31 protein-coding genes and 1 riboswitch are annotated in these 26,476 nt (G+C 62.0%); of the genes, 13 read left to right on the top strand and 18 right to left on the bottom strand.

Going from position 1 to position 26,476, the window contains the following annotated elements; all coding sequences use genetic code 11:
• Positions 1-215: 215 nt before the first annotated feature.
• The 9 genes from Q8K08_RS10955 to Q8K08_RS10995 all read right to left on the bottom strand — a co-directional run bounded on the left by Q8K08_RS10955 (position 216) and on the right by Q8K08_RS10995 (position 7,348).
• A complete protein-coding gene (locus tag Q8K08_RS10955; RefSeq protein WP_305250085.1) occupies positions 216-413 on the bottom strand; it encodes a hypothetical protein in 198 nt (65 codons plus the stop codon).
• A gap of 30 nt (positions 414-443) precedes the next feature.
• Complete coding sequence (locus Q8K08_RS10960; RefSeq protein WP_304800814.1) at positions 444-635, bottom strand: chromate transporter; 192 nt, start codon at positions 633-635, stop codon at positions 444-446.
• Positions 636-753: 118 nt separating this feature from the next.
• Entirely contained in the window at positions 754-1,359 is a 606-nt protein-coding gene (locus tag Q8K08_RS10965) for a TetR/AcrR family transcriptional regulator (RefSeq protein ID WP_305250086.1), read from the bottom strand.
• An 82-nt stretch (positions 1,360-1,441) separates the two neighbouring features.
• Entirely contained in the window at positions 1,442-2,689 is a 1,248-nt protein-coding gene (locus tag Q8K08_RS10970) for a mandelate racemase/muconate lactonizing enzyme family protein (RefSeq protein ID WP_305250087.1), read from the bottom strand.
• 142 nt (positions 2,690-2,831) lie between these two features.
• Positions 2,832-4,067, bottom strand: coding sequence for a TCR/Tet family MFS transporter (locus Q8K08_RS10975; protein WP_305250089.1), 1,236 nt, complete (start codon positions 4,065-4,067; stop codon positions 2,832-2,834).
• Positions 4,064-4,789, bottom strand: a complete 726-nt coding sequence (locus Q8K08_RS10980) for an alpha/beta fold hydrolase (protein ID WP_305250091.1) — start codon at positions 4,787-4,789, stop codon at positions 4,064-4,066. Before Q8K08_RS10980 ends, Q8K08_RS10975 begins: the two co-directional genes overlap by 4 nt.
• Positions 4,782-5,567 carry a 3-oxoadipate enol-lactonase gene (gene pcaD, locus Q8K08_RS10985; protein ID WP_305250092.1) on the bottom strand — a complete coding sequence of 262 codons (786 nt, stop codon included), beginning with the start codon at positions 5,565-5,567 and terminating at the stop codon, positions 4,782-4,784. Before pcaD ends, Q8K08_RS10980 begins: the two co-directional genes overlap by 8 nt.
• Positions 5,568-5,570: 3 nt before the next feature.
• On the bottom strand, positions 5,571-6,527 hold the full coding sequence (locus Q8K08_RS10990) for a threonine/serine dehydratase (RefSeq protein WP_304800802.1): 957 nt from the start codon (positions 6,525-6,527) through the stop codon (positions 5,571-5,573).
• A complete protein-coding gene (locus Q8K08_RS10995; protein WP_304800800.1) occupies positions 6,524-7,348 on the bottom strand; it encodes an alpha/beta fold hydrolase in 825 nt (274 codons plus the stop codon). The genes Q8K08_RS10990 and Q8K08_RS10995 overlap by 4 nt, the downstream gene beginning before the upstream one ends.
• Positions 7,349-7,618: 270 nt before the next feature.
• Here Q8K08_RS10995 and Q8K08_RS11000 point away from each other — a divergent pair, with 270 nt between their 5' ends.
• From Q8K08_RS11000 to Q8K08_RS11010, 3 genes are all read left to right on the top strand, one after another.
• The gene (locus Q8K08_RS11000) at positions 7,619-9,400 is read left to right on the top strand and encodes an ABC transporter transmembrane domain-containing protein (RefSeq protein ID WP_305250093.1); all 1,782 of its coding nucleotides are present in this window, start codon (positions 7,619-7,621) and stop codon (positions 9,398-9,400) included.
• 135 nt (positions 9,401-9,535) lie between these two features.
• On the top strand, positions 9,536-9,964 hold the full coding sequence (gene lysM, locus Q8K08_RS11005; protein WP_304803309.1) for a peptidoglycan-binding protein LysM: 429 nt from the start codon (positions 9,536-9,538) through the stop codon (positions 9,962-9,964).
• A 178-nt stretch (positions 9,965-10,142) separates the two neighbouring features.
• Positions 10,143-12,032 carry an acyl-CoA synthetase gene (locus tag Q8K08_RS11010; RefSeq protein WP_305250094.1) on the top strand — a complete coding sequence of 630 codons (1,890 nt, stop codon included), beginning with the start codon at positions 10,143-10,145 and terminating at the stop codon, positions 12,030-12,032.
• Between the two features lie 98 nt (positions 12,033-12,130).
• On the opposite strand, the gene Q8K08_RS11015 is transcribed toward Q8K08_RS11010, so the two are convergent.
• Together Q8K08_RS11015 and Q8K08_RS11020 are read right to left on the bottom strand one after the other, a co-directional pair.
• A complete protein-coding gene (locus Q8K08_RS11015; RefSeq protein ID WP_305250123.1) occupies positions 12,131-12,820 on the bottom strand; it encodes an EI24 domain-containing protein in 690 nt (229 codons plus the stop codon).
• A 4-nt stretch (positions 12,821-12,824) separates the two neighbouring features.
• Positions 12,825-13,397, bottom strand: coding sequence for a nitroreductase (locus tag Q8K08_RS11020; RefSeq protein ID WP_304799904.1), 573 nt, complete (start codon positions 13,395-13,397; stop codon positions 12,825-12,827).
• 121 nt (positions 13,398-13,518) lie between these two features.
• Here Q8K08_RS11020 and Q8K08_RS11025 point away from each other — a divergent pair, with 121 nt between their 5' ends.
• Entirely contained in the window at positions 13,519-13,773 is a 255-nt protein-coding gene (locus Q8K08_RS11025) for a DUF167 domain-containing protein (RefSeq protein ID WP_305250095.1), read from the top strand.
• 23 nt (positions 13,774-13,796) lie between these two features.
• On the top strand, positions 13,797-14,234 hold the full coding sequence (locus tag Q8K08_RS11030; protein ID WP_305250097.1) for a DMT family transporter: 438 nt from the start codon (positions 13,797-13,799) through the stop codon (positions 14,232-14,234).
• A gap of 13 nt (positions 14,235-14,247) precedes the next feature.
• Here Q8K08_RS11030 and Q8K08_RS11035 read toward each other — a convergent pair whose 3' ends face one another.
• The gene (locus Q8K08_RS11035) at positions 14,248-14,490 is read right to left on the bottom strand and encodes a hypothetical protein (RefSeq protein WP_304799910.1); all 243 of its coding nucleotides are present in this window, start codon (positions 14,488-14,490) and stop codon (positions 14,248-14,250) included.
• A gap of 171 nt (positions 14,491-14,661) precedes the next feature.
• Here Q8K08_RS11035 and Q8K08_RS11040 point away from each other — a divergent pair, with 171 nt between their 5' ends.
• The 4 genes from Q8K08_RS11040 to Q8K08_RS11055 all read left to right on the top strand — a co-directional run bounded on the left by Q8K08_RS11040 (position 14,662) and on the right by Q8K08_RS11055 (position 17,520).
• Positions 14,662-15,399, top strand: a complete 738-nt coding sequence (locus tag Q8K08_RS11040; protein WP_304799912.1) for a M48 family metallopeptidase — start codon at positions 14,662-14,664, stop codon at positions 15,397-15,399.
• 82 nt (positions 15,400-15,481) lie between these two features.
• Complete coding sequence (locus Q8K08_RS11045) at positions 15,482-16,774, top strand: DUF2254 domain-containing protein (RefSeq protein ID WP_304799914.1); 1,293 nt, start codon at positions 15,482-15,484, stop codon at positions 16,772-16,774.
• Positions 16,771-17,100 carry a DUF6455 family protein gene (locus tag Q8K08_RS11050; RefSeq protein WP_305250099.1) on the top strand — a complete coding sequence of 110 codons (330 nt, stop codon included), beginning with the start codon at positions 16,771-16,773 and terminating at the stop codon, positions 17,098-17,100. The genes Q8K08_RS11045 and Q8K08_RS11050 overlap by 4 nt, the downstream gene beginning before the upstream one ends.
• Before the next feature lie 48 nt (positions 17,101-17,148).
• Complete coding sequence (locus tag Q8K08_RS11055) at positions 17,149-17,520, top strand: YigZ family protein (RefSeq protein WP_305250100.1); 372 nt, start codon at positions 17,149-17,151, stop codon at positions 17,518-17,520.
• A gap of 202 nt (positions 17,521-17,722) precedes the next feature.
• Here Q8K08_RS11055 and Q8K08_RS11060 read toward each other — a convergent pair whose 3' ends face one another.
• The 4 genes from Q8K08_RS11060 to pstB all read right to left on the bottom strand — a co-directional run bounded on the left by Q8K08_RS11060 (position 17,723) and on the right by pstB (position 20,717).
• Positions 17,723-18,214 carry a 6,7-dimethyl-8-ribityllumazine synthase gene (locus Q8K08_RS11060; RefSeq protein WP_304799920.1) on the bottom strand — a complete coding sequence of 164 codons (492 nt, stop codon included), beginning with the start codon at positions 18,212-18,214 and terminating at the stop codon, positions 17,723-17,725.
• A gap of 75 nt (positions 18,215-18,289) precedes the next feature.
• A riboswitch (FMN riboswitch) is annotated at positions 18,290-18,427 on the bottom strand.
• A gap of 66 nt (positions 18,428-18,493) precedes the next feature.
• Positions 18,494-19,186, bottom strand: coding sequence for a phosphate regulon transcriptional regulator PhoB (phoB, locus tag Q8K08_RS11065; RefSeq protein WP_304799922.1), 693 nt, complete (start codon positions 19,184-19,186; stop codon positions 18,494-18,496).
• Positions 19,187-19,190: 4 nt separating this feature from the next.
• Positions 19,191-19,913, bottom strand: a complete 723-nt coding sequence (gene phoU / locus Q8K08_RS11070; protein WP_304799924.1) for a phosphate signaling complex protein PhoU — start codon at positions 19,911-19,913, stop codon at positions 19,191-19,193.
• Between the two features lie 6 nt (positions 19,914-19,919).
• A complete protein-coding gene (gene pstB / locus Q8K08_RS11075) occupies positions 19,920-20,717 on the bottom strand; it encodes a phosphate ABC transporter ATP-binding protein PstB (RefSeq protein WP_305250101.1) in 798 nt (265 codons plus the stop codon).
• Positions 20,718-20,929: 212 nt separating this feature from the next.
• Here pstB and Q8K08_RS11080 point away from each other — a divergent pair, with 212 nt between their 5' ends.
• The 4 genes from Q8K08_RS11080 to Q8K08_RS11095 all read left to right on the top strand — a co-directional run bounded on the left by Q8K08_RS11080 (position 20,930) and on the right by Q8K08_RS11095 (position 24,946).
• Positions 20,930-22,663, top strand: coding sequence for a DUF4153 domain-containing protein (locus tag Q8K08_RS11080; protein WP_304799928.1), 1,734 nt, complete (start codon positions 20,930-20,932; stop codon positions 22,661-22,663).
• Positions 22,664-22,749: 86 nt separating this feature from the next.
• On the top strand, positions 22,750-23,337 hold the full coding sequence (locus Q8K08_RS11085) for a heme NO-binding domain-containing protein (RefSeq protein ID WP_304799931.1): 588 nt from the start codon (positions 22,750-22,752) through the stop codon (positions 23,335-23,337).
• A 50-nt stretch (positions 23,338-23,387) separates the two neighbouring features.
• Positions 23,388-24,371: a GGDEF domain-containing protein gene (locus tag Q8K08_RS11090; RefSeq protein WP_304799942.1), complete on the top strand. Its 984-nt coding sequence runs from the start codon at positions 23,388-23,390 to the stop codon at positions 24,369-24,371.
• 80 nt (positions 24,372-24,451) lie between these two features.
• Positions 24,452-24,946, top strand: coding sequence for a Dps family protein (locus tag Q8K08_RS11095; RefSeq protein ID WP_304799933.1), 495 nt, complete (start codon positions 24,452-24,454; stop codon positions 24,944-24,946).
• 73 nt (positions 24,947-25,019) lie between these two features.
• Here the strand turns inward: Q8K08_RS11095 and Q8K08_RS11100 are convergent, their stop codons facing one another.
• Positions 25,020-25,502, bottom strand: coding sequence for a hypothetical protein (locus Q8K08_RS11100; RefSeq protein ID WP_304799935.1), 483 nt, complete (start codon positions 25,500-25,502; stop codon positions 25,020-25,022).
• A gap of 164 nt (positions 25,503-25,666) precedes the next feature.
• Positions 25,667-26,476 (bottom strand): response regulator, encoded by an 810-nt coding sequence (locus Q8K08_RS11105; RefSeq protein ID WP_305250103.1) that lies wholly within the window; start codon positions 26,474-26,476, stop codon positions 25,667-25,669.

Raw genomic sequence — 26,476 nt, forward strand, 5'->3', positions numbered from 1 at the left:
ATGCGTCTCAGTGATTCGCTGAAAAACCTTGCTCATAAGGCGATTTGCTTTTTGTAGCTTGGGGTTTGCTGAGCGGGCCTTGCGTGTGGTCTGGGCATGTTGCGGTCACGCGCGTCAGTTTATCAGTGTCAGTCCGATCCCGCCCATCGCGGCGACGATCACCACACTCCATGGCGGGGCTTTCCACTGGATCAGCAGAACAAAGCACGCCAGCGCTAGCGCAAGGTCGCCCAGATCTCTGATGGTGCCGGTAAAGACCGGGTCATAAAGGGCAGCACCCAGAATGCCGACACCGGCATCATGACATGTCCGCCCAGCTGCGCGCTGTTTCCGCGCCCCAGTGCAAGCCCGGCACAGGCGCCAAACACGATCGCGCCCACCATCCCGAACGCCCCTGGCAGTATCACCAGCACCGCGACGGCGCCTACGGCAATCGTTGCGCGCTAGCGCTCGGGGCACAGCGTTCTTGCCATGCCCAGAGCGGCCTGTGCGACAATCGCCACCGCAACGACTTTCAGCCCGTGCAAGGCCCCAGAGGCTATCGGCCTGGTCAACGAGGCCGCCGTCAGGACAAAAACCAAAAGCACCAGCGCCGAGGGCAGCGTAAAGGCCGTGAATGCCCCAAGCGCCCCCAACCAGTCGGCGTTCCCTGTGCGCCCGGTGTGGCAGGGGCTTGGTCAGCCGTTGATTTATCTGTCATTCCGTCATTGCCCTATCAACTGTGCCCAATGCCACCCATACCCGCAGGCCCAGTCAGGGATCGGCAGTGATATTGGCCAGCACCACCGCGATCATCTGTTCGATCTTGTCTACCGGCACACCTGAAATGCGCTTTTCCAGACCCAGTAGCACGATTCCATGAACTGAAGAAAACAGCGCGCGGGTCATCAGATCAATGCGCGCGGCGGGCCAGTCGGGAAAGATCCGGGCCAGCGGGGCCGAGATCAGCGCAAAAAGCGCTGCAAGTTCCGCCAGATACCACGCGGGCACCTGCGTCTCGATCGACATTTCCAGATCAAACAGCGCGCGCCATGCTTTTGTGTTGCTGGCGGCAAAGTGCAGATAGGCGTGTGACATCGTGATCAGGCAATCGCGCGGCGTCAGATCCTGCCCTGCCATAGACGCCGAAACAGCCGCCCCCAGCCGTTGAAACGTGCGGCCGTTCACCGCCATCGTTACGGCGTTCAGATCGGTGAACACGTTATAAATCGCGCCCACCGAACAGCCCGCCAGCTTTGCCAGATCCCGCGCTTTGAGCGCTGCAAGACCCTGCGCTGCGATCACCGCTTCGGCGTGGTCGATCAGGCGCGTGCGCAGATCATCGCGGCGCGTTTCGGTCTTGCTGGGGGCGCTGGCCATAAGTGCTCCTTGAACTTTGTTCAAGGATAGCCAAGGCGCGGAAGAAGCGCAAACGGGGCCGCACGCAACTGGCGCGCATATATCACTCCTTGTGCGGCAAGGTAGACGGCGCGCCGCCCTCAAACCGGTTGCCATTGGTGTAATCACAGGGTGCCTCTTGCATCTGAAGATGCAGACCGGTGCCGGAATAGGGATGCGCGCGCGCCACATCTTCATCAAAGTCGATGCCAAGACCTGGGGCTTCGGGCGGCAGGATATAACCGTTTTCCCAAATGATGCTGTTACGGATCAGCTTTTGGTGGAACGCGCCGCCGGTCTCGATGGTCTCGGCCATCAGCAGGTTGGGGATCGATGCCGCCAGATGCACATTCGCCGCCCATTCCACCGGGCCTGCATACAGATGCGGGGCCATTTCGGCGTTGAACACCTCGGCCATGGCGCTGATCTTCTTGGCCTCCCAGATGCCGCCCACGCGCCCCAGCGCCGGTTGCAGGATCTTGACCCCGCCATGGCGCAACAGTGCGCCGAACTCGGCCTTGGTGGTCAGCCGCTCGCCGGTTGCCAGCGGGATGCGGACGGCGCGCCCCACCTCGGCAAATTCGAGCAGGTTGTCCGGCGGGATCGGTTCTTCGTACCACAGCGGGTTGTAGGGTTCCAACTCGCGCCCCAGGCGGATCGCGCCTGACGTGGTGAACTGGCCATGGGTGCCGAACAAAAGATCAACCCGGTCGCCCACCGCCTCGCGGATCGCGCGGCAAAACGCGACCGAACGCGAGATATCAGACAGCGCCGGCTGATGCCCGCCGCGCAGGGTATAGGGACCGGCGGGGTCAAACTTGACGGCTGTGAACCCCATTTCCATGAAGCGCACGGCCGCCCCTGCGGCGGCGTCGGGATCGATCCAGAAATCGGGGTTCTCATTGCCTGGTTCGGGGTAAAGATAGGTGTAGCTGCGAATACGTTTGTTGATCTTGCCGCCCAGAAGCGCCCACACTGGGCGGTTGCGGGCCTTGCCGAGGATATCCCAGCAGGCGATTTCCAGCCCGGAAAACGCGCCCATCACGGTGGGATCGGCGCGTTGGGTGAAGCCCGAGGAATAGGCACGGCGGAACATCAGTTCGATATCTTCGGGCGAGGAGCCTTCCATGTGGCGGGAAAACACATCCTCGATCACCGCGATCATCGCCCTGGGGCCGACGGTAGAGGCATAGCATTCGCCATACCCCGTGATGCCACAAGCCGTGGTCAGTTTGGGAAAGATCCAGTAGCGCCCGCCCCAGCCCGGAAACGGCGGGGCGACGACGAAGATTTCAAGGTCTTTCAGCTTCATGCCAGCGGCCCTTTCTTGGCAAGCGCCGGGCGACTTTGCGTCTCCCGGACCCCCTGCAGAGTATTTTTACCAAGATGAAGGGTAGGCGCGGTTTCGTGGCAGGGCAAAGGTGTTTGCGACAGTGTATGACGTAAATGAACGATCAGGCGGGTTGGGGCCGGCTGAGGCGGGGGCCAAGGACATGCAGCGCGAGGCAGGCGAGCATCATGGCGGCGGCGAGCAGGAAGGGCGCGCCGGGGGCGTAGACCGGGGCCGTGGGGCTGGTAAAGGCGCTGAAGGTGGCGGTCATGATCAGGGGCGAGGTGATCATGGCGATGGCGTTCAGGCTGGCCAGCACGCCCTGGACCTCGCCTTGGGCATCAGCGGGGGCGGCGCGGCTGGCAATGGCCTGAAGCGCCGGCGTGACTGCGCCGCCAAGCGCGGTGACCGGTGTGATCATCAGCGCAAGGACGGGGGAGGTAACAAGGCCAAGGGCCGTGAGGGTGACTACATCGACCCACATGCCGTAGTGGGCGGCACGGTGTTCGCCAAAGCGCCGGATCATCGGGCCAACCAGCAGGGCCTGACCGAGCGCATAGCTGATGCCATAGATCGCCAGTGATATGCCGACCATCTGCGTGCTCCAGCCAAAGCGGGCCTGCCCGAAATAGGCCCAGATCGCGGGGTAGACGTTCATGGCGATGCCGAGGATCAGGAAGCAGGCAAGTGTCAGGCGCAGGCCGGGCAGTTTGCTGACAGACCGCAGCGCGCCCAAGGGGTTGGCACGACGGATCGAGAACGGGCGGCGGGTGGCATCGGTGACGGTTTCAGGCAGAACCAGCCAGCCGAAGATCAGGTTGGCGAATGCCAGGGCTGATGCTGCATAAAACGGCGCGCGGGTGTCGATGCCCGCCAAGAGCCCACCGATCAGCGGCCCAAGCACAAAGCCCACCCCAAAGCCTGCGCCGATCAGACCAAACCGCGCCCCGCGCTGGTCGGGTGGCGTGATGTCGGCGATATAGGCTGTGGCGGTGGAATAGGTGGCGGCGGTGATGCCTGCGATAACTCGGGCCAGCAGCAAGAGCCAGATCGTGGGGGCAACCGCCATCACCAGATAATCGACCGACATGATCAGCAGTGACAGCAGCAGCACCGGGCGGCGGCCAAAGCGGTCTGACAGTGACCCGAGGATCGGGCCGAACAGGAACTGCATCACGGCGAATGAGGTGGCAAGCACACCGCCCCACAGCGCGGCATGGGCCAGATCCTGCCCGGTGACTGCGCGGATCAGGTCGGGCATCACCGGAAAGATCAGTCCGATCCCGATAGCATCCAGCGTGACGGTGGTCAGGATGAAAGTCAGCGCGAGTTTCGGGGTGCGGGTCGGGGTGGGGGTCACGTTGCGGCCTGACTGTGCTGGGCAATGGTGTGCAGGCGCTGGGCCAGCGCATCAGGGCAGGCGAAGAACGGCGAATGTGACGCGGGCAGGGTGGTGTGGTGCGCTGCCGGGACGGACCCGGCCATCACCGCCTGATACTCGGGTGGAATGGCGCGGTCATCGGTGCAGCGAATGTAATGCCGGGGCAGCGACTGGCTGCGTTGGGTCAGGGTCAGCACGGTTTCCTGCGGCGCAATCGGCTGCGGGGTCAGGCACAGCGTGGCTAGGGTCTGCGCCTGCGCGTCGCAATCGTGGTAGAACAGCGCATTGGTCTGCGCGGGATCAAAGCCAAAGGTGCCTTGATACTTGTTCACCCTTATGGCCGGGGCCAGCGGTTGGTGCGGGCCTGCCCGGCGCATGTCGCCAAGCGTCATCCCCGATACCGGCGCATAGGCGCACAGATAGACGAGGGCAGAGATATGGGTGGGGTCGGTCTCCGCCGCGGCGGTGATCGGGTAGCCCGCCATCGAATGGCCGACCACAATCGTCGGGCTGTCCAGCGCTGTGCAGATGGCTTGGGCATAGCTGTCCAGCGTGACCTGATCAAAAGGCGTGCGGTCGCGGCCATGGCCGGGCAGGTCTATGGCTCGAGCGCTGTGGCCAAGGGCGGCAAGCGCAGGGATCACGCGGTGCCAGCACCATGCGCCGTGACACGATCCGTGGATCAGCAGAAACTCAGACATGGCCGATACTTTCCAGAAAGTCGCGCAACAGGTCGGCATAGACGCCCGGTTGCTCCACCATTGGCAGATGCCCCGCGCTCCGGACCAGCACAAAGCGGCTGCCAAGGATCAGGTCGGCGGTTTCCTTGACCAGATCGGGCGGGGTGGACCCGTCGCGCAGGCCCGCGATTGCCAGCGTCGGCAGGGTCAGCCCGGCGGTGGGCGTATAGAAATCGGTGCCCGCAATCGCCGCCGCTGCCCCCATCCAACCCTCTGGCGGGGTGGCAAGTAGCATGGCGCGCATCTGCGTCAACTCGGGCAGGTCGCGCCATTGGCGGCCAAACCAACGCTCTAAGGTGGCGTCGGCAATCGACTCCAGCCCGCCTGCGCGCACGGCATCAATCCGGTCCTGCCATTGCGACGCAATCCCGATGCGGGCGGCGGTGTTCGACAAGACCATGCCGCGCACCAGATCCAGCCGCTTGACCGCCAGCCCCTGCGCGATCATCCCGCCTATCGACAGGCCAACGACCACCGCATCGCGCACCCGTACGCGGTCCATCACGCGTTCCAAATCATGGATCAGCGCGCCCATGGTATAGGGTGCGGGCGGCACGTCTGATGCCCCATGCCCGCGCATATCCAGCCGCAGAAGACGGTGCCTCGGCAGCCGCGCCACCACGCCATCCCACAGCGCCAGATTGGTGCCCAAAGCGTGCAGCAGCACCACGGGTGGCCCACCCTCTGGCCCGGACATCTCGACGTTCAGCCGCAGGTCGGGGAAAAACATCAGCGCCATGGCTTAGCCAAACCGCGCGAGGGCTGCACGAAACAGCGCAGGATCAGCATTGCCGCCACTGGCCACACAGATCACCGGATCGGCGCTGTCCGCAAACAGCGCCGCCGCCAGCGCGACAGCACCCCCCGGTTCCAGCACAATGCGCAGATGGGTGAATGCCAGCGCCATCGCCTCCAGCGCCTGATCATCTGTCACGACAACCCCTGGCCCGGCCAGCCGTTGCAGAATCGGAAAGGTCATCTCCCCCGGAGCGGGCGTCAAAATCGCGTCACAGACCGAGCCAGAGGTCTGCGCATTGCGCAGCCGCTTCCCCGCCGCCAGTGACCGCGCCATGTCGTCAAAGCCCGCAGGCTCCACCGTGCGCACCCGCAGACCCGGAGCCTGCGCCTCCAGCGCGAGGGCAATGCCCGCCGACAGCCCGCCCCCGCCGCAACACACCAGCACGTCGCCCGCCTCTATGCTCAAGGTGCGCGCCTGTGCTGCAATCTCCAGCCCCACCGTGCCTTGCCCCGATATCACCTGCGCATCATCAAACGGCTTGATCAGCACCAGACCGCGCTGGGCGCACAGCTCAGCACCCAAAGCGTCGCGGTCGGTCGTGGCGCGGTCATACAGCACCACCTCTGCCCCATAGGCGCGGGTGTTGGCGATCTTCACCTCCGGCGCGTCCGAGGGCATCACCACCACGGCGGCCAACCCATGCCGCGCGGCGGCCAGCGCCACCCCTTGCCCATGGTTGCCCGACGAATAGGCCAACACGCCGCGCGCGCCCGCCGCCAAGGCTGAAACCGCCGACCACGCGCCGCGAAACTTGAACGACCCCGTCACCTGTAGACATTCCGCCTTGACCAGAACCCGCTTGCCAAAGCGCGCATCCAGCAGTGGCGCGCTTAGCAGCGGCGTCAGCCGCGCATGGCCCGCCAATCGCCCCGCCGCAGCCTCGATCATCGCGACGTTCATGCGCAGGCCCCAAGGAACGCGCGGATCACCGCCACCGAGTCCGGCTCATCCAGAAACGGAATATGCGCGCGGTCAGGCACCTCGGCAAAGATCATATCCGGGCGGCGGCGGCGCATCTCCTCGGCCGTGTCTGCCGACAACAGATCGGAATTCACCCCGCGCAACAGCGCCAAAGGCAACCCGGCACAGGCGTCAAACAGCGGCCACAAATCCACCGCTGGCCCCTCAAACGCGGCCAGAAACGCCTCGCGCAATGCCGGATCATAGGTAATGCGTAGGCCCTCTGCCGTCTCACGGTAATGCAGGCGTGCCTCCTCCAGCCAGCGCGACTCTGGCACCCCCGCAAAGCCGGGCATCATGCCGGGCAAGGCCCGCGCCAGCGCGGCATGGGTCCGCATGGCCGGATTGCGCCCGACATAGTCGAAAATCCGCTCCAGCCCCGGTCGGTGAATATCTGGCCCCACATCGTTCAGCAGCAGCCCCCTCAGCCGGGGCCGCGCCACCGCCGCCAGCATCATGCCAATCAACCCCCCGCGTGAGGTGCCGATCACGCAGGCACTCTCCACCCCCAGATGGTCCAGCAAATCCAAGGCGTCGCGCCCCTCAACCGGCACAGTATAGCTTGCGGCCCCGGTCCAGTCGCTTTGCCCGCGTCCCCGGTAATCCATCCGTATCACCCGGCAGGGCGGCAGATGCGGCAGCATATAGTCAAAATCGCCCATGCTCCGGGTCAGCCCGGGCAGACACAGCACCGGTAAACCCTCACCCTGATCGCTATAGGCCAGCTTTGTGCCATCCTGCGCTTTGAAAAACTGGGTCATCGGCAGCTCCTTGATCGGGCAGGGGCCTGCGATCCCCCGCCCGCAGGTAAAGCCGATGCGCGCCGCTGCCGCAATATGTCATCCACCGCCCATACTCTGCCTGCCGCATTCAATTTGGCAAAACTACTCCCACCGGAGGCATCCGCCGCTTGCCCCTCGCGCAGCGCCTGAAAAGCTGGTTATCACCGACAAAACAGGGGCGCGGCAATCGGGGCGCTTGCCCCGGCGGGCCGGGTTGCCTAAACCCGAGGCGCAACAAGGCAGGACGACATGGCACGCACACCCACAGTCACCGAAGACCGCGCGAAATCAAAACAGGTCAGCGCCCTCGCAGGCTTGCTGCCTTTCCTGATGCCGTATCGCCGCCTGTTGCTGCTGGCCTTGCTGGCCCTGATCCTGACTGCCGCTGTCAGTCTGGTGTTGCCGCTGGCCGTGCGGCGGGTGGTGGATAACTTCAACGCCGATGTGGTCATTCTGGACCAATACTTCGGCGCCGCCATCATCATTGCCGGGCTGTTCGCATTTGGCTCTGGCATGCGCTACTATCTTGTCACCCGTCTGGGTGAACGCGTGGTGGCCGACATCCGCCGTGCGCTGTTTGACCGGGTGCTGATGCTGTCGCCGGCGTTTTATGAGCGGATCATGACCGGCGAGGTGCTCAGCCGCATCACCACCGACACCACGCTGATTTTGTCGCTGATCGGCTCCTCCATTTCGATTGCACTGCGCAACAGCCTGATTTTGTTGGGTGGTCTGGTCCTGATGCTGTTGACCTCGGCCAAGCTGGCGGGGCTGGTGCTGCTGATCGTGCCTGTGGTTGTGGTGCCGATCATCGTGCTGGGCCGCCGTCTGCGCAAACTGGGGCGCGAAAATCAGGACTGGATCGCGAATTCTTCGGGCTCGGCCTCCGAGGCGCTGTCATCTGTCCAGACCGTACAGGCCTTCACGCATGAGCCGCAAACCCGCGCTGCCTTTGCCGAGGTGACCGAAAAAAGCTTTCTGTCAGCCAAAACCCGCATCGGCACCCGTGCCGTGCTGACGATCTTTGTGATCTTTCTGGTGTTTACCGGCATCGTTGGTGTGCTCTGGATGGGCGCGCGCGACGTGCGCGCCGATGTGATGACGGCAGGCGAACTGATCCAGTTCGTCATCTATGCCATCATGGTCGCGGGATCGGTCGGTGCGCTGTCGGAAATCTGGGGCGAATTGCAACGCGCCGCAGGTGCGACCGAGCGTCTGGTCGAACTTCTGCACGCCACCGACCCGGTGAACGACCCCGCCACACCCGTCGCCCTCCCCAAACCCGTTCGCGGCGAGATCCGCTTTGATGCCGTCACCTTCCGCTATCCGGCCCGGCCCGAAACCTCTGCCCTTGAGAGCGTTACGCTGCACGTCCAGCCCGGTGAAACTGTGGCGCTTGTTGGCCCTTCTGGCGCGGGAAAGACGACGATTTTGCAACTTCTGCTCCGGTTTTACGATCCGCAACAGGGCAGCGTCACCCTTGACGGCATCGATCTGCGTGACCTGACCCGCGGCGATTTCCGCCAGTCTTTGTCGCTGGTGCCGCAGGATCCGGTGATCTTTGCCGCTTCCGCTCGCGAAAACATCCGCTTTGGCCGACCAGAGGCGACCGATACAGAGGTGGAAGCCGCCGGGCGCGCTGCCGCCGCGCATGATTTCATTGCCGCCTTGCCACAAGGCTATGACACCTATCTTGGCGAGCGCGGCGTTATGCTGTCGGGCGGCCAGAAACAACGCATCGCCATCGCCCGCGCCATTTTGCGTGACGCGCCGGTTCTGCTGCTGGATGAAGCGACCAGCGCGCTGGACGCAGAATCCGAACGACTGGTGCAGGCCGCCGTGGAAACCCTTGCGCAAAACCGCACCACTCTTGTCGTGGCTCACCGTCTGGCCACCGTCAAACGCGCCGACCGGATCATTGTGTTTGATCAGGGCCGTATTGTGGCGCAGGGCAAGCATGATGATCTTGTCCGTGATGGCGGCCTTTATGCACGGCTTGCGCGGTTGCAATTCACCGATGGCGCGGCCTGAGGGGGAAGCCAACCCTGCTTTTCCCCGCCGACCCCGGCACAGTGTCATTGCGCTTTGATCCTCACGCGCCATACTGCGCGCCAATGCCTCTGGCACCTACGTCCGGGGCGATAAAGCTGGGTAGAGGAGTATCCGATGGGAATGTGGAGTTTCGTGAAAGACGCGGGCAAATCGCTGTTTGGTGGCAAGGCAGAGGCGGCAACCTTGCCAGAGCCAGAGGCGCTGAAGACTGAACTCAAGGATCTGGGGCTTGATGCTTCCGGGCTTGAGATCAAGGTCGATGGTGACAAGGTCACCGTGGAAGGCAAAGCCGTGTCGCCCGAGATGAAGGAAAAGGTTATCCTTGCCGTCGGCAATGTGGCGGGTGTGGCTTCGGTCGAGGCTGAAGCCGATGGCGATGAGCCAACATTCCACACCGTGCAAAAGGGTGAAAACCTGTCGGTGATCGCCAAGGCCACGCTGGGCAGCGCCAACCGCTACATGGAAATCTTTGAGGCCAACAAGCCGATGCTGAAGCACCCTGACAAGATCTATCCCGGTCAGATGCTGCGCATCCCGGCCTGATCTGCGCCGGTCAGCTTGTGAAAGGCGGTCCTTCAGGGGCCGCCTTTTTTTACAGACTGGCCCCGGTTTGACGTTGCGTTTTGATCCACAGCTGCGGCTTGGCAAATACCGCTTTTGCCCACATTGTAGGTGGCAGGGATAAAAGACCCCCCATCAACGGGGTCATAGGGAGGATACTATGGGGACTTTCGTCACCCGCGAAGATATCGCGGCGACCGAGGCTGAAATGTCATGGGCTGATCGCCCGGTGGCACGCACGATGTATGAATTCATCAGCGGCACAAAGGCCGCTCATGGCGCGCGCCCGGCTGTCAGCTACCAGCTGCTCTCTGGCCCCGAAACCAAGAGCGAAACCCTTACCTGGGCCGAGTTGCACGCGCTGACCACGCAGGCCGCCAACCTGTTCCGCAGCCTTGGCGTGGGCGAATCCGATGTGGTGGCCTATGTCCTGCCCAATGCGCTGGAAACCGTGGTCACCCTGATCGGCGGCGCGGTCGCGGGTATCGTCAACCCGATCAATCCACTGTTGGAGCCTGAGCAGATCAGTGCCATCCTGCGTGAGACCAAGGCCAAGGTCGTGGTCACGCTCAAACCCTTCCCGAAAACCGACCTGCCGCAAAAGGTGGCCGAAGCGGTGCGTCACGCGCCAACGGTGAAAACCGTGTTGGAGGTCGATCTGGTGCGCTACCTGTCGGGTGCCAAGAAGTTTATCGTGCCGCTGATCCGGCCGAAAAATCCGATCAGCCACAATGCCAATGTCAAGAATTTCATGACTGAACTGGCGCGCCAGCCGTCAGACCGCCTGACCTTTGCAGACGAGCCGCGCGACCGAGTTGCCGCATATTTCCACACCGGTGGCACCACCGGTATGCCAAAGGTCGCCCAGCACAAGGTGTCGGGCATGGTCTATAACGGCTGGCTTGGTCAGCAGTTGTTGTTCAAGCCCAATGATGTGGCAATGTGCCCGCTGCCGTTGTTCCATGTGTTTGCCGCCTATCCGATCCTGATGGGCATGATCGCATCGGGCGCGCATGCGGTGTTCCCGACCCCTGCTGGCTATCGCGGCGACGGGGTGTTTGACAACTTCTGGAAGTTGATCGAACGCTACAAGGCCACCTATATGATCACCGTGCCGACCGCGCTTTCGGCGCTGATGCAGCGCCCGGTCAACGCCGACATCTCGACCTTGCGCAACGCGTTTTCCGGCTCATCGCCCCTGCCGATCGAGCTGTACAACCGCTTCAAGAAAGAAACCGGGATCGAGATTATCGAAGGCTATGGCCTGACAGAATGCACCTGCCTTGTGTCGATCAACCCGCCCGATGGCGTAAAGAAAATCGGCTCGGTCGGCATGCCCTTTCCCTATACCCACGTCCGCATCCTGCACAAGAACGGCGAGGGCTTTCGCGAATGTGGCGTGGATGAGGTGGGTGAAATCTGTGTCGCGAACCCCGGCGTATTTGAAGGCTCGACCTATACCGAAGTCGACAAGAACAAAGACCTCTTTGCCGAAGGCCGGTTCCTGCGCACTGGCGATTTGGGCCGCATCGACGCCGATGGGTATCTGTTCATCACCGGCCGCGCCAAGGATCTGATCATTCGCGGCGGCCATAACATCGACCCCGCAATCATCGAAGAAGCGCTTATGGGCCATGAGGCGGTCGCCGTGGTCGGTGCCATCGGCCAACCCGACGCGCATTCAGGCGAACTGCCTGCGGCTTACGTCGAACTGGTCAAAGGCTCCAATGCAACTGTGGCCGATCTTATGGATTATGCCACCAAACACATCCACGAACGCGCCGCCCTGCCCAAGCATATCGAGATTCTGGTGGAAGTGCCCAAAACCGCCGTGGGTAAGGTGTTCAAACCCGACCTGCGCCGCATGGCCATCACCCGCATCTATGACGAGGCGCTGGCAAAAGCCGGTATCCCGGCCAGCGTGGCGATGGTGGCCGAGGATAAAAAACGCGGCCTTGTGGCAAAGCTTGTCAAAACCGGCCCGGTCGATGACGCAAAGGTCACCGAAGTGCTGGGCGGCTTTACCAACCCGTGGGACTGGGCGGCGTAACCCGAACCGCGGCTACTCATTTTCTGTTCAAAAATATCCCGGGGGGGCGGGGGGCTGGCCCCCCGCTCTGCCCTTGGCCAAGATTCCGCCCTCTGCCATCACTCACGGACATTCAGCCGGTGGAACAGATGGGTGAATGTCGCCGCCCCCAGAACCGGGATCAGAAGGTTGAGAAAGGGCACCGACAACGGTGCGGCCATCAGCGTGCCTGCAATCCAGACCTTGCCCCAATGCCGCTTGCGCAGCGCTTTTGCGCCTGCGCGCCCCAATCTCCGCATCGCGACAAGGGTGAAATATTCCCGCCCCAAAAGCAGCCCGTTTACCAGCCAGAACACTATCGGAATAAACGGCCCGGCAAAGGCATACAGGATCAGCGCCAGCGTGTTGACTGCGATCAGCAGGGCAAAGAAATTCGCGGCATCGACCAGCGCATCGCCCAGCGGTAGCCGGGGCACCGGCGGCAGCGCGGGGTAGTGCCGGTCCTCCACCGCCTGCGCCACGTCTTCCAGAAACAGGCCGGTAAAGGCCGAGGCTACCGGCATCATCAAAAACACCGACAGCCCGATCATGAACAGCGCCGATCCCCATGACAGCAGCGTATCGAGGCCTCCGACGGGGCCGACAAAGGGAATGTCGATCGCGTCGGGCGTAAAGGTCTGGATCAAGGCAAGAAAGCCTGCATAGACCGCGACCAGCAAGGCCAGCGACAACATAACCCCGATCAGCATGACCCGCCGGAACGGCTTGTCGCCTAATTGCAGCAGGGCCTTCAGGAAATCCCCAAGGATCATTCTAGCCCCAGCTTACCAGTTTGGCCACATCCGGGCGCGGGCGGTCGGGGGCCATCGGGGTCGGGGTGGCGATATGGATGATCCCGGCCACCGTCTCATGCTCTGCGCAGCCAAAGGCCTGAGCGCGGAATTCGGCATCATGCGAGGGCCAGCCCGACAGCCAGCACACGCCCCAGCCCGCCGCTGTGGCGGCATGGACGACATTCATGCACAACGCCCCCGCTGACAGCACCTGTTCGGCCAACGGCACCTTTTCGGCGGCTTTGGGTGATGAGATCACCACCACCGCCAATTGCCCGCGATCAAACTGGCCCCGGCCTTTTTCGATCTTTTCGGCGTCGCCGCCCATCGCCTGCGCGCGCGCCTCGGCCAGATCGGCCAGCCGCGCCATGGCGGCGCGGTCCAGCACGATCATCCGCCACGGTTCCAGCTTGCCATGATCGGGCACACGCAAAGCAAGGCTCAGGATTTTCAGGATCTGATCGCGGTCCGGCACCGGGGCGGTAAAGGTCTTTGCCCCCGGTGATTGGCGCAGGGCCAGATAGTCAAGGACGGCGGGATTTGGGTCGGGCATCTGTCTCTCCGGTCTGTGTAGGGTGCAGGCTATGCGCTTGGCAGGGGAAATTCCAGAGCCGGGCTGTCGCTTGCGCAGTGGCACGCTCTGCGGCAGACTTGCGCCAGCACAAAGGAGCAGCATGACCAAGGGTTTGTGGGCGCATCTTGCCGCGCCGGGGGCGGAGTTTCATGTGCGGGCAACGCCGCGTGCCCGTCAGCCGGGCTTGTCGTTTACGGGCGGCAAGTTCCAGATCGGCGTGACCGCTCCGGCGGATGACGGCCGCGCCAATGCCGCCGTGACCGAGACGCTCGCCCATGCGCTTGGAGTGGCCAAGACGCGCCTGACCCTTGTGCGCGGGGTCATATCGCGCGACAAGACCTTCCGGCTTGATTGAACCAAAGGCGAAAGGGCCATCTGATGTCGCAGCTTCCGGCTATATTGGTCATCCTTTTGGGGGGGGTTGCCCTTGCCGTTCAGGCACCACTGAACGGCGCTTTGGGGCGCACGCTTGGCTCGGCCCTGCCTGCGGCTGCGGTGTCGTTTGCGGTCGGCTTCATTGCGCTGCTGGTGCTGAGTTTTGCCAGTGTGGGCAATCCCTTTGCCCGGCTGGGTGCGGTGCCATTGTGGCAATGGGCAGGCGGGTTTCTGGGGGCTTACTACGTCTGGTCGGTGGCTTGGGGCGTGCCGATGCTTGGGGTGGTCACAGCCATGGCGGCCCTTGTTCTGGGTCAGATGGCCGGGGCTTTGCTGTTGGATGCCGTCGGGGCCTTTGGCGTGCCAGTGCAGCCCATAAGCCTGACCCGTGTTCTGGCCGTGGTTCTGGTGGCCGCAGGGGTGGTGTTGTCGCGGCTTTAGGGATTCCGTAGTCTTAAGGCTTTCCGGGCCGCTCCAACCGGTAGCTGCCTTCGGGAAGGTCCAGCGCTGCCGCCAGATCGGCCAGTTGCCCCATCGACAGGCTGATGCGGACGACATCGCCTGACAGCGGGTCTTCTTGTTCCAGAACCACGCATTCTTCGAAGGCGAGGATCGTCACGTCTTCTTCCAGCCCGTCCGACCCCTCATCAATCAGGGTGATCACGGTCGCGTCAAAGTCGTGTTCAATGGTAAACATGAGTTAAGATTAGACCTGTGGCGGGCGAAAGCGCAATGGGGATATTGGTGGGCAGCCCGGCTCGTTGCCGTGGCTGCGCAACTTGGCGTGAAGTGCCGCACAGGCTCTTTCGTCTGCCGGTTCACCTGCTATCTTTGGCGCAAAAATAACGAAGTTCCAAAGGGGCGAGATATGGGCATTCGGCGTGCATTGGGCATGGGACTCTTGGCGGCGCTGCTGGCGGCGTGTCAACCTATGGCCTATCCGGCACCCTCCACACCGCCGCCGCCTTCTGTGCAAGCCATCAACGCACCGCTGCCTGATGGCCGGTTGTCGCCCGAACAGGCGGCGCGCAATTTTGTGGCCGTGGTGGCGCGCGTGGAACCTGTGGCCGAGGCGATGTGCCGCGAACGTCGCCCGCGCAGCAATTGCGACTTCGAGATTGTGGTGGATGATCGCCCCAACCAGCCGCCGAATGCCTTTCAGACGCTGGACCGTTCAGGGCGGCCCATCATCGGCTTTACGCTGGCCTTGATCGCGGATGCGCGCAACGTGGACGAAATCGCCTTTGTTGTGGGCCATGAAGCTGCGCATCACATCGCAGGCCACATCCCGCAGGTGCAGCGCACCGCGACGACCGGGGCCGTGCTGGCGGGGGTACTTGCGCAAGCCTCGGGCGCACCGCCCGAGGCCGTGCGCGCAGCACAACAGATGGGTGCGACCATGGGCGCGCGCACCTATGCCCGCAATTTCGAGCTGGAAGCCGATGCGCTGGGGGCCGAGATTGCATTTCGGGCGGGCTTTGATCCGGTGCGTGGGGCCGGGTTCTTTGACCGCCTGCCCGATCCGGGGGACCAGTTTCTTGGTAGCCACCCACCAAACGCGCAACGGGTCGAAGCCGTGCGCCGGGTTGTCGCGGGGCTGCGCTGATCTACATTTTTATGAGGCCGTGGTGTGAGTCCGGCTTTCATGGGCACCTAAAGGGCCCAATATGTTTAAGGGGTGGTGTGGTATGGCTGCGACGCGGTCTATGTTCGAGTTGCGCAGGCTTTTGCGTAAATTGTGGGTCAGAACATCTGTCTTTGCCGTCGCAGGCGTTGCAGTGGTTGTCGTGACCCCGATGGTGTCCCCGTTTCTGCCGGAATGGCTTGCCGAGATTGAGGCGGAAAATGCCGTTGAAAGCATTCTGGCCATCATTGCGACATCCATGCTGGCGGTCACCACCTTTTCAGTGTCGATCATGCTGACGGCTTATGGCGCGGCGTCGCAAGCAGGCACCCCGCGCGCGGTCACGCTGTTGAAAGAAGATGTCACATCGCAGATGGTGCTGGCCACTTTTCTGGGCGCGTTCCTGTTTTCTTTGTTTGCGCTGATCGGCATTCGCAGCGGGGTCTTTGATGCGGCGGGGCGGGTGGTTTTGTTCTTTGCAACCATGTGGGTCACGCTTGCCGTTGTGGTGGCGCTGGTGCGCTGGATCACGCATCTGACAGATTTCGGACGGCTGTCGGATACCGTCGCGCGGGTCGAAACCGCCGCCATCAAGGCGATGAGCGACCGGGTCAAACAGCCCTATCTTGGCGGTGTGCCAGCGGAGGGCACCCCCGAAAGCTGGATCGCAGTTTATCCTGAAACCTCGGGGTATCTGTGCCATATCGATATGCCCGCGCTTCAATCCTTGGCCAAGGCGGTTGGCCGCGCAGATGGCACCCCCTTGATTCAGCTGGATGTTTTGCCCGGTGCCTTTGTGCATCGCAACCGTGTGCTGGCATGGTTGTCTGCGCGGATCACCGAAGGCGAGGCAAACAAAGACTGCCATGTCCGTGCGCAAAAGGCTTTTACCGTCGGGGAGGCGCGCAGCTTTGACCAGGATCCGCGCTTTGGTCTTTCGGTCCTGTCCGAAATCGCAGAGCGCGCGCTGTCGCCTGCGGTGAATGACCCCGGAACGGCGCTGGATGTTCTGGGCCGACAGTTCCGGGTGCTGGACGACTGGGCGGATCGCGACTCTGACGTGGCGCCGGATTTCCCACTTGTCGCGGTGCCTGGGCTTTCCATGCAAGATCTGCTGGAGGATGCCTTTGCCGGAATTGCGCGCGATGGGGCGGGCGTCGTTTCGGTTCAGTTGCGGTTGCAAAAAGTGCTGATCGCGCTGGTGCAAAGTGCCCCAGAGCGATTTGCAGCGGCGGCGCTTCAATTGTCGGACAGAGCCGTGGCCGAGTCTGCGTCGGCGCGGCTTTACCCCGAAGATCAGCGCCGGATTGAGCAGGCAAATGAAGACTTGCGCGCGATTGCCCTGCGCGCTGCTTGATCTGGGTCAAAGTCAGTCGTGCCATTGTCCTGCACGCTGATCTGGCACAAGGATCAAAGGACGCAGCGATGATCGGATATTCGGAAACCCCGTTGGCTTGGGGGCTGACGCGCGGCATGGCGCGGCTTTTGGGGGTCAGTCTGTCTTCGGCGGTTGTTGAGGGCTGGCTGAGTCGCAAGGAGTTGGGAGAGTTGGTGGATCGCTGCGAAGCCTGCACGCAGAAAGCCGCCTGCACTACCTGGATGGCCGTTGCGGTGGGCAGCCCTTGTCCTCCGGTCTTTTGCCCGAACAAGGCCGCGCTAGAGGTGCTGTCTTTGCGCCATTGACCTTTCGCCCGCTGCCCGCCAGTTTCCGGCATGGGCAGGGGGGCATGGATGATCCGGCTGGAAAATGTCGTCAACGACCGGGGGTCGCGCTATGCGGTGACGGGCGGTATCGTTGCCGGTCGCGCTGGGGTTGATGCGTTCTTGCGCGACCTGAAGCGCGAAAAGAAATACGCAAAAGCCACGCATAATTCCTGGGCCGTCATCCTGTCGGACGATGGCCCTGTAAAGAATGACGACGGCGAGTCAGGGGCAGGCGCGGTCATTCTGAAAATGCTGGACCGCGAAGGCCTGTCTGACTGCGTGGTTGTGGTTACGCGCTGGTATGGCGGGGTGCATCTGGGGGGCGACCGTTTTTCCCATGTCGTAACCTGCGTACGGGCCTTTCTTGAAGCGTGGCGCAACCGGGGTGGCGCTGCATGAAGCCTTGCGTGCAGAGGTCCGGCGGCTTGTCGCTAGGGTGATCCGGTTGTGGCAATGCGCGCAGCCAAGCTGCAACCTCTGCCTGGCGGGTTGGTCAGGTCTTATCAGGTATCACGCGGATCTGGTCCACCCTTTGCCAGACCAGATCGCCTTGGACTGGCGGGGCGAGAGGTGCCGCGACGGCAGCACCTCTTTGTGGTTTTCAGGCGCTTTTAAGCGCGGATTGCACCCGCGTCAGTTGTGCATTGAGCGTCAGCACCTGACACACCGCATCGACTGCCTCGGCGCCCTTTTTCACGAAGTGGTCAGCAAAAAACGCGGTCAGCACATCTGTTGGCTGATAGTTATGCGGCGTCAGCGAGACCGAGAACACCGGAATCCCGGTGGCCATCTGTGCTTGCATCAAGCCGTCGATCACCGCGCTTGCGACAAAATCATGCCGGTAAATCCCGCCATCCACCACAAAGGCGATGGCAACAACGGCGTCATAGCGCCCGGTTTCGGCTATTTTTTTCGCCAAAAGTGGCATCTCGAACGCGCCGGGCACGTCAAAGGTGTCGACATGGGTGTTTGGCAGAAGGGTTGCGGCCTCAGCAAGAAAGCTGTCATGGGCACGGTCCACGATATCGCTGTGCCAGCGGGCGCGGATAACGGCCACGCGGGCCGCAGAGGTGTAGGGGGATGGGTTGGTCATTTTGGAACCTTTGCGTTGCTGCGTCAGGTCCCAGAGCATCAAACGGCCTGACCCGCCCGGCAAAGGGCGGATACAAACCATTCTCTTTCATCCGGACTATACCGTCGGCCCCGGAGTTTCACCGGATCTGCTGACCCAAGCGACGCGAAACGACGCAAGGCGCTCGCGGGCTATACCGCCGGTGGGGAATTGCGCCCCGCCCTGAGAACACCGGATTGCTACGGTTTTTGTGTCGACAGGGCAAGACAGGAATGCGCGCGCTGACTGTGCAAAGACGCGCTAACCCAAGGCATAGCCCGCACCCCGCACGGTGCGCAGCGGATCTTCACCGCCGTTCTGCATCAGCGATTTGCGCAACCGCCCGATGTGAACGTCAACGGTGCGGCTGTCGACATAGATATCGCGGCCCCAGACCCGGTCGAGCAACTGTTCGCGCGACCAGACCCGCCCCGGCTTTTCCATGAATGTGGACAGCAGGCGAAATTCGGTAGGCCCGAGTTTCAGCACAGAGTTTCCGCGGTAAACCCGGTGGGTTTCGGGATCAAGCCGGATGTCATCCCATTCGAGCACGACGCCGATGGTCGATGGCCGCACGCGGCGCAACTGCACTCGGGCGCGCGCCATCAGTTCCAGCACCGAATAGGGCTTGATCACATAATCATCGGCCCCGGTTTCCAGACCCCGGATACGGTCCACCTCCTCGGCGCGGGCTGACAGCATGATGATCGGAATGCTGCGGGTGTCCGGGCGCATCTTCAGGCGGCGACAGACCTCGATGCCCGACAGCTCCGGCATCATCCAATCCAGAATGATGATATCGGGGGTGTCTTCATCCACCAGCAGCAGCGCATCTTCGCCATTGCCGGCCTGCACCACACGAAAGCCCTCGGCCTCCAGATTATAGGCCAGAACTTCGCGTTGTGCGGGTTCATCTTCCACCAGCAGAACGACGGGTTGCGACGTGTGTGCCATGGTGTCAGATCGTCGACGTGGCGGAGTCGGTCAACGAAGTTACATCGCCTTTTGGCCGGTCATCGTCGGGGTAGATGCCTGTCACCAGGTAGATCACCTGTTCCGCAATGCCCGTCGCATGGTCGCCCACACGTTCGATGTTCTTGGCGATGAAATGCAGATGCATGCAGGGCGTGATATTTCGCGGGTCTTCCATCATATGGGTCAGGAATTCACGAAAGACCGAGTTATACATCTGGTCCACTTCAGCATCACGCCGGCGCACGTCATCGGCCAGTTTCGCGTCGCGCGTCACATAGGCATCCAGCGCGTCTTTCAGCAGGCCAACGACCGAACGCGCCATGCGCGAGATCGACCCGGCAGAGCCATTCACCGGGCGCATCTGGCTAAGGACCAGCGAGCGTTTGGCAAGGTTTTTGGCATAATCGCCTGACCGTTCCAGAGACCCCACGATGCGCATGACCGTCAGCACGGTGCGCAGATCGGTCGCGGTCGGGGACCGCAGCGCGATGATGCGGGCGCATTCGGTGTGGATCAGGTCTTCCAGTTCGTCAATCGCACGGTCCCCGGCGCGGACTTCGGCGGCAAGCGCTTCATCGCGGGTTTCCAGCGCTTGGGCGGCCTGCAAAAGGGCATGTTCAACCAAGCCCCCCATTTTCATGACCAAAGCCTGCACGCCTTCCAGGTCGCGGTCAAAGGCTGAACGGATATGTGGTTCCATAATCATTGTTCCTTAGCCGATCCGGCCACTGATATAGCTTTCGGTGCGCGGGTCTTTGGGCGAGGTGAAAATCTGCCCGGTTTCGCCGTATTCGACCAGACTGCCCAGGTGGAAAAAGGCGGTGCGCTGGCTGACGCGGGCGGCCTGTTGCATGGAGTGGGTGACGATCACCACCGAAAACTGGTTGCGCAATTCGTCGATCAGTTCTTCGACCTGCGCCGTCGCAATCGGGTCAAGCGCCGAGCAAGGTTCGTCCATCAAAAGAACTTCGGGCGAGGTGGCGATGGCGCGCGCAATGCACAAGCGTTGCTGCTGGCCCCCCGACAACCCGGTGCCGGGCGAGTCGAGACGATCTTTGACCTCGTTCCACAAAGCGGCTTTGCGCAGGCAGCTTTCGACTATCTCATCCAGTTCGGCCTTGCTGGAGCTGAGGCCGTGGATCTTGGGGCCGTAGGAGACGTTCTCATAAATCGACTTTGGAAACGGGTTCGGCTTTTGAAACACCATGCCGACCTTGGCGCGCAACTGGACCGGATCGACGCTGCGATCATAGATGTTTTCGCCATCCAGAAGGATCTCACCCTCAATACGCGCGGATGCCACGGTATCATTCATCCGGTTCAGGCAGCGCAGAAAGGTCGATTTTCCGCAGCCCGACGGACCGATGAACGCGGTGACGGTGTGGTCTAGAATATCAACATCGACATCCTTCAGCGCATGTGTGGTGCCGTAATGGACCTGAACGCCGCGCGCTGTGATCTTGTTCTTCTGGTCGGACACGACCCTCTCCTCAAGCTGAATGTCTTTCATGGTCTAAACGTCTTTCCTTCGTCCATGCGCCACGCAAAGCTTGGGCGACTCAGTTTCATCTGCTTTAACGCAGGCGCGTGACGGTCGTGCATCGGTTTTGTAACAATATGATGACATGGCCGGTGGGCGGGTGTCATCCGCTGTGCAGGCTCTGGCTCTTTCACCACATGCCGGATAGCCTTAGTCAAAACAATGAAGCCAAGGGGCAGGGCATGGACAGGCAGATGACAGCGCGGGCAGTGCTGACCGGCACGGGCATGGCGGCGGGACTTGGGTTGTTTGCCTTGTCACAACTGGCGGATGCCGGGGTGCTGGCGGGGCACCCGCTTTTGGGCGCGGCCACCTTTGCGGCTTGTTTTTTCGCAACCCTTCTGGCGATGGCTGGTCCGCTTTCTGTAGTGCGCGCAGCCCTTGGCGCGCTGTTTGTGGCGCTTGGGGTGACTGTGCTGCTTAGCATTGCGGCCCTTGGCTTTGTCCGGGTCGAGGATGTTCTGGACAGCCCGCAAGCGGTGCTGGGGGCGGTGATCCTGACATTGATACCCTTGCCGTTCTGGATCGCCCGGCATGGCGCGGGCTGGCGCGATTACCCGGCGTTGTTTGCCGAAGCCTGGGCAATTGTGGTGCGTGTGGTGGCCGCATGGGCCTTTGTCGGGCTGGTATGGGCGGTGGTCCTGTTGTCGGATGCGCTGCTCAAAGGGGTCGGGATCGACCTGATCGACCGGATGATTGATCTGGAAGTGATGCCGTGGCTGATCACCGGGGGCGTGCTGGGTCTGGGGCTGGCAGTGGTGCAAGAGCTGTCAGATTACGTCAGCCCCTATCTGATCCTGCGCCTTTTGCGGCTGTTGTTGCCGGTGGTTTTTTTGGTGTCGGCGGTGTTTTTGCTCGCGTTGCCGTTGCGCGGGGTGTCGGGGTTGTTTGGGGTGTGGTCCTTTGCGCTGACCCTGCTGACCATGGCGGGGGTGGTGGCCACGCTGGTGACAACGGCGGTGGATCAGGATGATACGCAGGCAACACAAAGTCTGCTGCTGGCGCGGACAGCGCAAGTCATGGCGTTGATGTTGCCGCTTATGGCCGGGTTGGGGGCTTGGGCGGTCTGGGTGCGGGTTGCGCAATATGGCTGGACGCCAGAGCGGGTGTTCGCCGCGCAGGTGGCGGCGCTGGCTGTGGGATATGGGGTGCTTTATGCGTTGGCTGTGGCGCGTGGCGCAGGCTGGATGGCGCGCGTGCGGCAGGCCAACATCGCCATGGCGCTTGTGCTGATGGCTATGGCCGCAGTGTCGATGACCCCGGTCTTGAGTGCCGAGCGTTTGTCCGCCCGCAGCATGATGGCCCGGCTGGATGACGGACGGTTGCCGGTTGCCGAGCTGGAGGCCGGGCTGCTGGACCGCTGGGGCAAGCCGGGGGCTGATGCGCGGGCACTGCTGGAAGAGCGGGCGTCAGAACCGGGCCAAGAGGCGCTGGCCCGGCGTCTGGTGCTGGCGGACTTGCCCCGCGAGAGCGGGGATCGCGGTGACATTTTGGCTGCGGTGGCCGCAATACTGCCCTTGCAGCCCGAAGGGGCGACCGCCACGCGCGACATGTATCTGAACGCGCTGGACAGCTATCGGCTGAATGCGCTGCTGGAAAGTTGCGGTCGGCAGATGCCGGGGGGCGGGGCAGGCTGTGTGATGGTGGTGGCCGATCTGGTGCCCGGCCTGCCGGGAGAGGAGGCGCTGCTGCTGGATTACAGCCTTGGCGGATTTGTGCAGTTCACCGGATTTCGCAACGATGCAGCCCTTGGCCCGGTGATCCGCGAGGTTCTGCCCGCCAATGGCGTTCTGCCGCAATACGAGGCGGGCGAGGCCCTGATCCGCAAATGGCAGGCCGCCCCCCCGCCGACAATGCCGCTTGCGGTGAACCAACTGAACCTGCCCGAAGGCGGCGGGCTTATTCTGGCGCCCTGAGCTTTCTCGCTTTGGCGGCAACCTTTCCTTAATGGCTTTGCCCTAGCCTTTGTGGAATCGAGGCCCGCATCACAGGGGAAGGGGCAATGCACGGGCTGATCAATCGGGCGCTGGAAAACTTCCTGAAACAGCGGCATGGTCTGGTGCTGTGGAAGCGTGTCGTTGAACGGGCGCAGTTGCCGTTCGACAGTTTTGAACCGCTGCTGACCTATGATCCAGCGTTTACCGATCGCGTGATCGCTGTTGCTTGTGATGAGCTGAACCAAAGCCACGAAACCCTGTTGGAGGATATGGGAACGGCGCTGGTGTCGCATCGTGACCGCGATGGCCTGCGCAGGTTGTTGCGCTTTGGCGGGATCAGCTTTCGTGACTTTCTGCACTCGCTGGAAGAGTTGCCCGATCGCGCCCGGCTGGCGCTGCCTGATCTTTACCTGCCCGAACTGCGGTTGGAAGAACGCGCCGCGGGGCAGTTTGCCCTGATGGCGGCCCCACCGTTTGAGGGGGCGGGGTTCATCCTGATGGGTCTGTTGCGGGCGATGGCTGACGACTATGGCGCGCTGGTGCTGCTGGATATCACGCCAACCGTGTCAGACGTGGATGTGATCTCGATCTACCTGCTGGATGAAAGCCATGCCGAAGGCCGCCGCTTTGCACTGTCGGCGGGTGCGCCATGACCGGGTGCAGCGCGGTGGCTGATGGGTGCTTGTCAGTTGCGGGGCACTGTATGGGGCGGCTGGGGCTTTCCACCGATGCCATTGCGCGGCTGATGCCAATGCACCTGCATCTGTCGCGCAATGGCCATATCACCGCGCATGGGCCCACATTGACCAAGATTGCCAGTGGCACTCCGTTGATCGGAAACAATTTTTTTGATCTGTTCGCTGTGCGACGCCCCGCCGGAGTTGCGGCAATGGCGGATCTGATCGCCCATCAAGGCGCGCGTCTGCACCTTGGCCTGCGCGCTGGCGGGGCGGAATTTCGCGGGCTGGCGATGCCGGATCTGTCGGGCGGTATCATGCTGAACCTGTCTTTTGGTATTGGCGTGGTGGATGCTGTCCGCGCCCATGCGCTGACTGATGCAGATTTTGCCGCCACCGATCTGACGGTGGAATTGCTGTATCTGGTTGAGGCAAAGCGTGCGGTTCTGGGCGAATTGCAGCGGTTGAACCTGCGCTTGCAGGGCGCAAAATCCCATGCCGAAGAACTGGCGCTGACCGATACGCTGACAGGGTTGCGCAACCGCCGTGCGCTGGATGTCGCGCTGATGCAGGCAGCGGCGGCGCGTGCGCCATTTGCGCTGATGCATCTGGATCTGGACCGGTTCAAGTCGGTGAACGACACGCTGGGGCACGCGGCGGGCGATCATGTCTTGCGTGTTGTGGCGAAGGTGCTGTCTGATGAAACCCGCACCGGGGATCTGGTGGCGCGGGTCGGGGGGGATGAGTTTGTCATTCTTCTTCCGGGAATGACCGATGTGGCCAGCCTGACCGGGGTGGCCGAACGCATCATCGCCGGCCTTGCACAGCCCATCATCTTTGAAAGTCGTGCCTGCCAGATCGGGGCCAGTGTCGGGCTGACCGTCTCTACCCTGTATCCCAATCCAGAGGCAGAGGTGATGTTGCATGACGCAGACATCGCCCTTTACGCCGCCAAAGGTGCCGGGCGCGGGCGGGTGGTGACCTTTTCTGCGCATATGCCGCAAGTCTAGGGAACTGCGCTGTCAGCGCGGGCGTTTTGTCAGGGTAGGGCGGCCACCTCTGGCTGCTACCCAATGTGAGGAAATTCCCTATGTCAGAAGCACTCAAAGCCGTGCCGGGATCAGACAAGATCGACACCGGCATCACCGGCGTTACCGCCATTTCCAAGGGGCTGAGCGAATCCCTTGCCGACACCTATCGGTTGCTTTTCAAATCGCACGCCGTTCATTGGAATGTCGAAGGCCCGATGTTCCACTCGATCCACGTTCTGACCGAGGCACAGTATACCAATCTGTTTCAGGCGGCTGATGATCTGGCCGAACGTATTCGCGCCCTTGGCCGGATTGCACCGTTCCAGATGGCAGAGATCACCAAGATGTCTTGCGTGAAAGACCCGGCGAAGCTGGGATCAGCGCAAGAGATGGTCGAAGATCTGGCCAGCGATCATGAAGCGGTGGTGCGCCGGATGCGCGACGTGATCGGTCAGGCCGAAAAGGGCGAAGACGCTGCCACGGCCGATCTGCTGACTGCGCGATGCGCGTTTCACGAAAAATCCGCCTGGATGCTGCGCGCTACCGCCAAGTGATGACAGCCAAGACTACAATTTGAAACGCAAAAGGCCCCGGAGCGATCCGGGGCCTTTCTTCATGGGGCGAAGATTACTTCAGGCGGGTAACGACGCCATCAGCAAAGGCGGCGATCAGCGCCGCATAGTATTCCGGCGTGTCATCAAACGCGCCTTCCAGAACGGTGCCATCAGCGGCAAATGCCTGAGCCGATTGCGCGGTGACGGTCAGTTCGTAATTGTCGAACTTGGCGTTGTCGTCATCATTCGTGATGTTGACCATGCCAATGATCACGGCATCTTCCAGGCCAAGCTGGTTCTGGAACGAGTTGGAAAGCGACAACTCGTCAATATCGACCGAAATCTTAGACCCGGTTTCACCGATCCGGTCCACCAAGCGTGCAACGATTGCATTTTCCAGATCATCGGCCACTTGGGTCCAATAGGCTGCGGCCTCGGCGTTGGAAATCGCGGTAATGTCAGCCGAGATGCTGACCTCTTTCACCATGGTATCCTGCGCGAAAGCAGCGTTTGCAATGAACAGAGCGGTGGTGGTCATCAGAATGTTGCGGAACATAAGAAGATCCTTTCGTGCATGTGTTGCGCTGAACAGTCCAGCGCTTGCATGAACAACGCGGCTTTGATCAAATGGTTCCCGGCATTGTTTGGAAATGTCTGGAATAAAAAGAAAAAACGCCCGCCCAGAACGGGCAGGCGTTTATTTGGCACACAGGGTTACGTTCAGGCGTGCAGGGTCTCTGTCGACGAGAAAAACATGGCCTGACTGACCGCCGACCGCACCTGTTCTTCCGAGAACGGCTTGGTGATCAGGAACGCTGGCTCGGGCTTGTCGCCCGTCAGCAAACGCTCGGGGAAGGCGGTGATGAAAATCACCGGAATATCGTCAAACTGAGCCAGAATATCGTTGACCGCATCAATGCCCGAGGAATCGTCCGCAAGCTGAATATCAGACAAGATCAGATCCGGCCGCTCTCGTGCTGCCAGTTCAACCGCCTCGCGCCGTGTGCGGGCAACGCCAGTGACCTTGTGGCCGATCTGGCCGACGATATCGACGATGTCCATGGCGATGATCGCCTCATCTTCGATGACCATGACCTTGCCGGTCACGGATGCTTCCATCTCTCGGATCGCGGCGTCCAGCAGCACCTGCACTTCGGTTTCGTCATGCGACATGATCTCTGCGATGGCTGGGCGGTCGAACCCTTCGATCGCGTGCAGCAACAAAGCCTCACGCGAGTTTGGGGTCAGGCCCGACATATGAACTTGCGCACGCTTGGCCAGAATATCGTCTTCGGTATCAAGGGGCGCACCCGCGCTTACCCAAACCCGGTGGAAACTGTGAAAAAGTCCAATCCGCGGGCTGGATGCTTCGCGTACCGGGGTGTCTTCGATCAAAATGCTTTCCAGCGTTGCAGCGGCGTAGCGGTCACCGCTGTCCTGACTGCCGGTCAGCGCACGCGCATAGCGACGCAGAAAGGGCAGGTCAGCCGCAATTGCCGAAGTCAGATCGAAGGTCGCAGAGGCAGTCAT

The sequence above is a fragment of the Pseudotabrizicola sp. genome, assembly GCF_030684215.1.
In the GTDB taxonomy this organism is placed as follows: domain Bacteria; phylum Pseudomonadota; class Alphaproteobacteria; order Rhodobacterales; family Rhodobacteraceae; genus Pseudotabrizicola.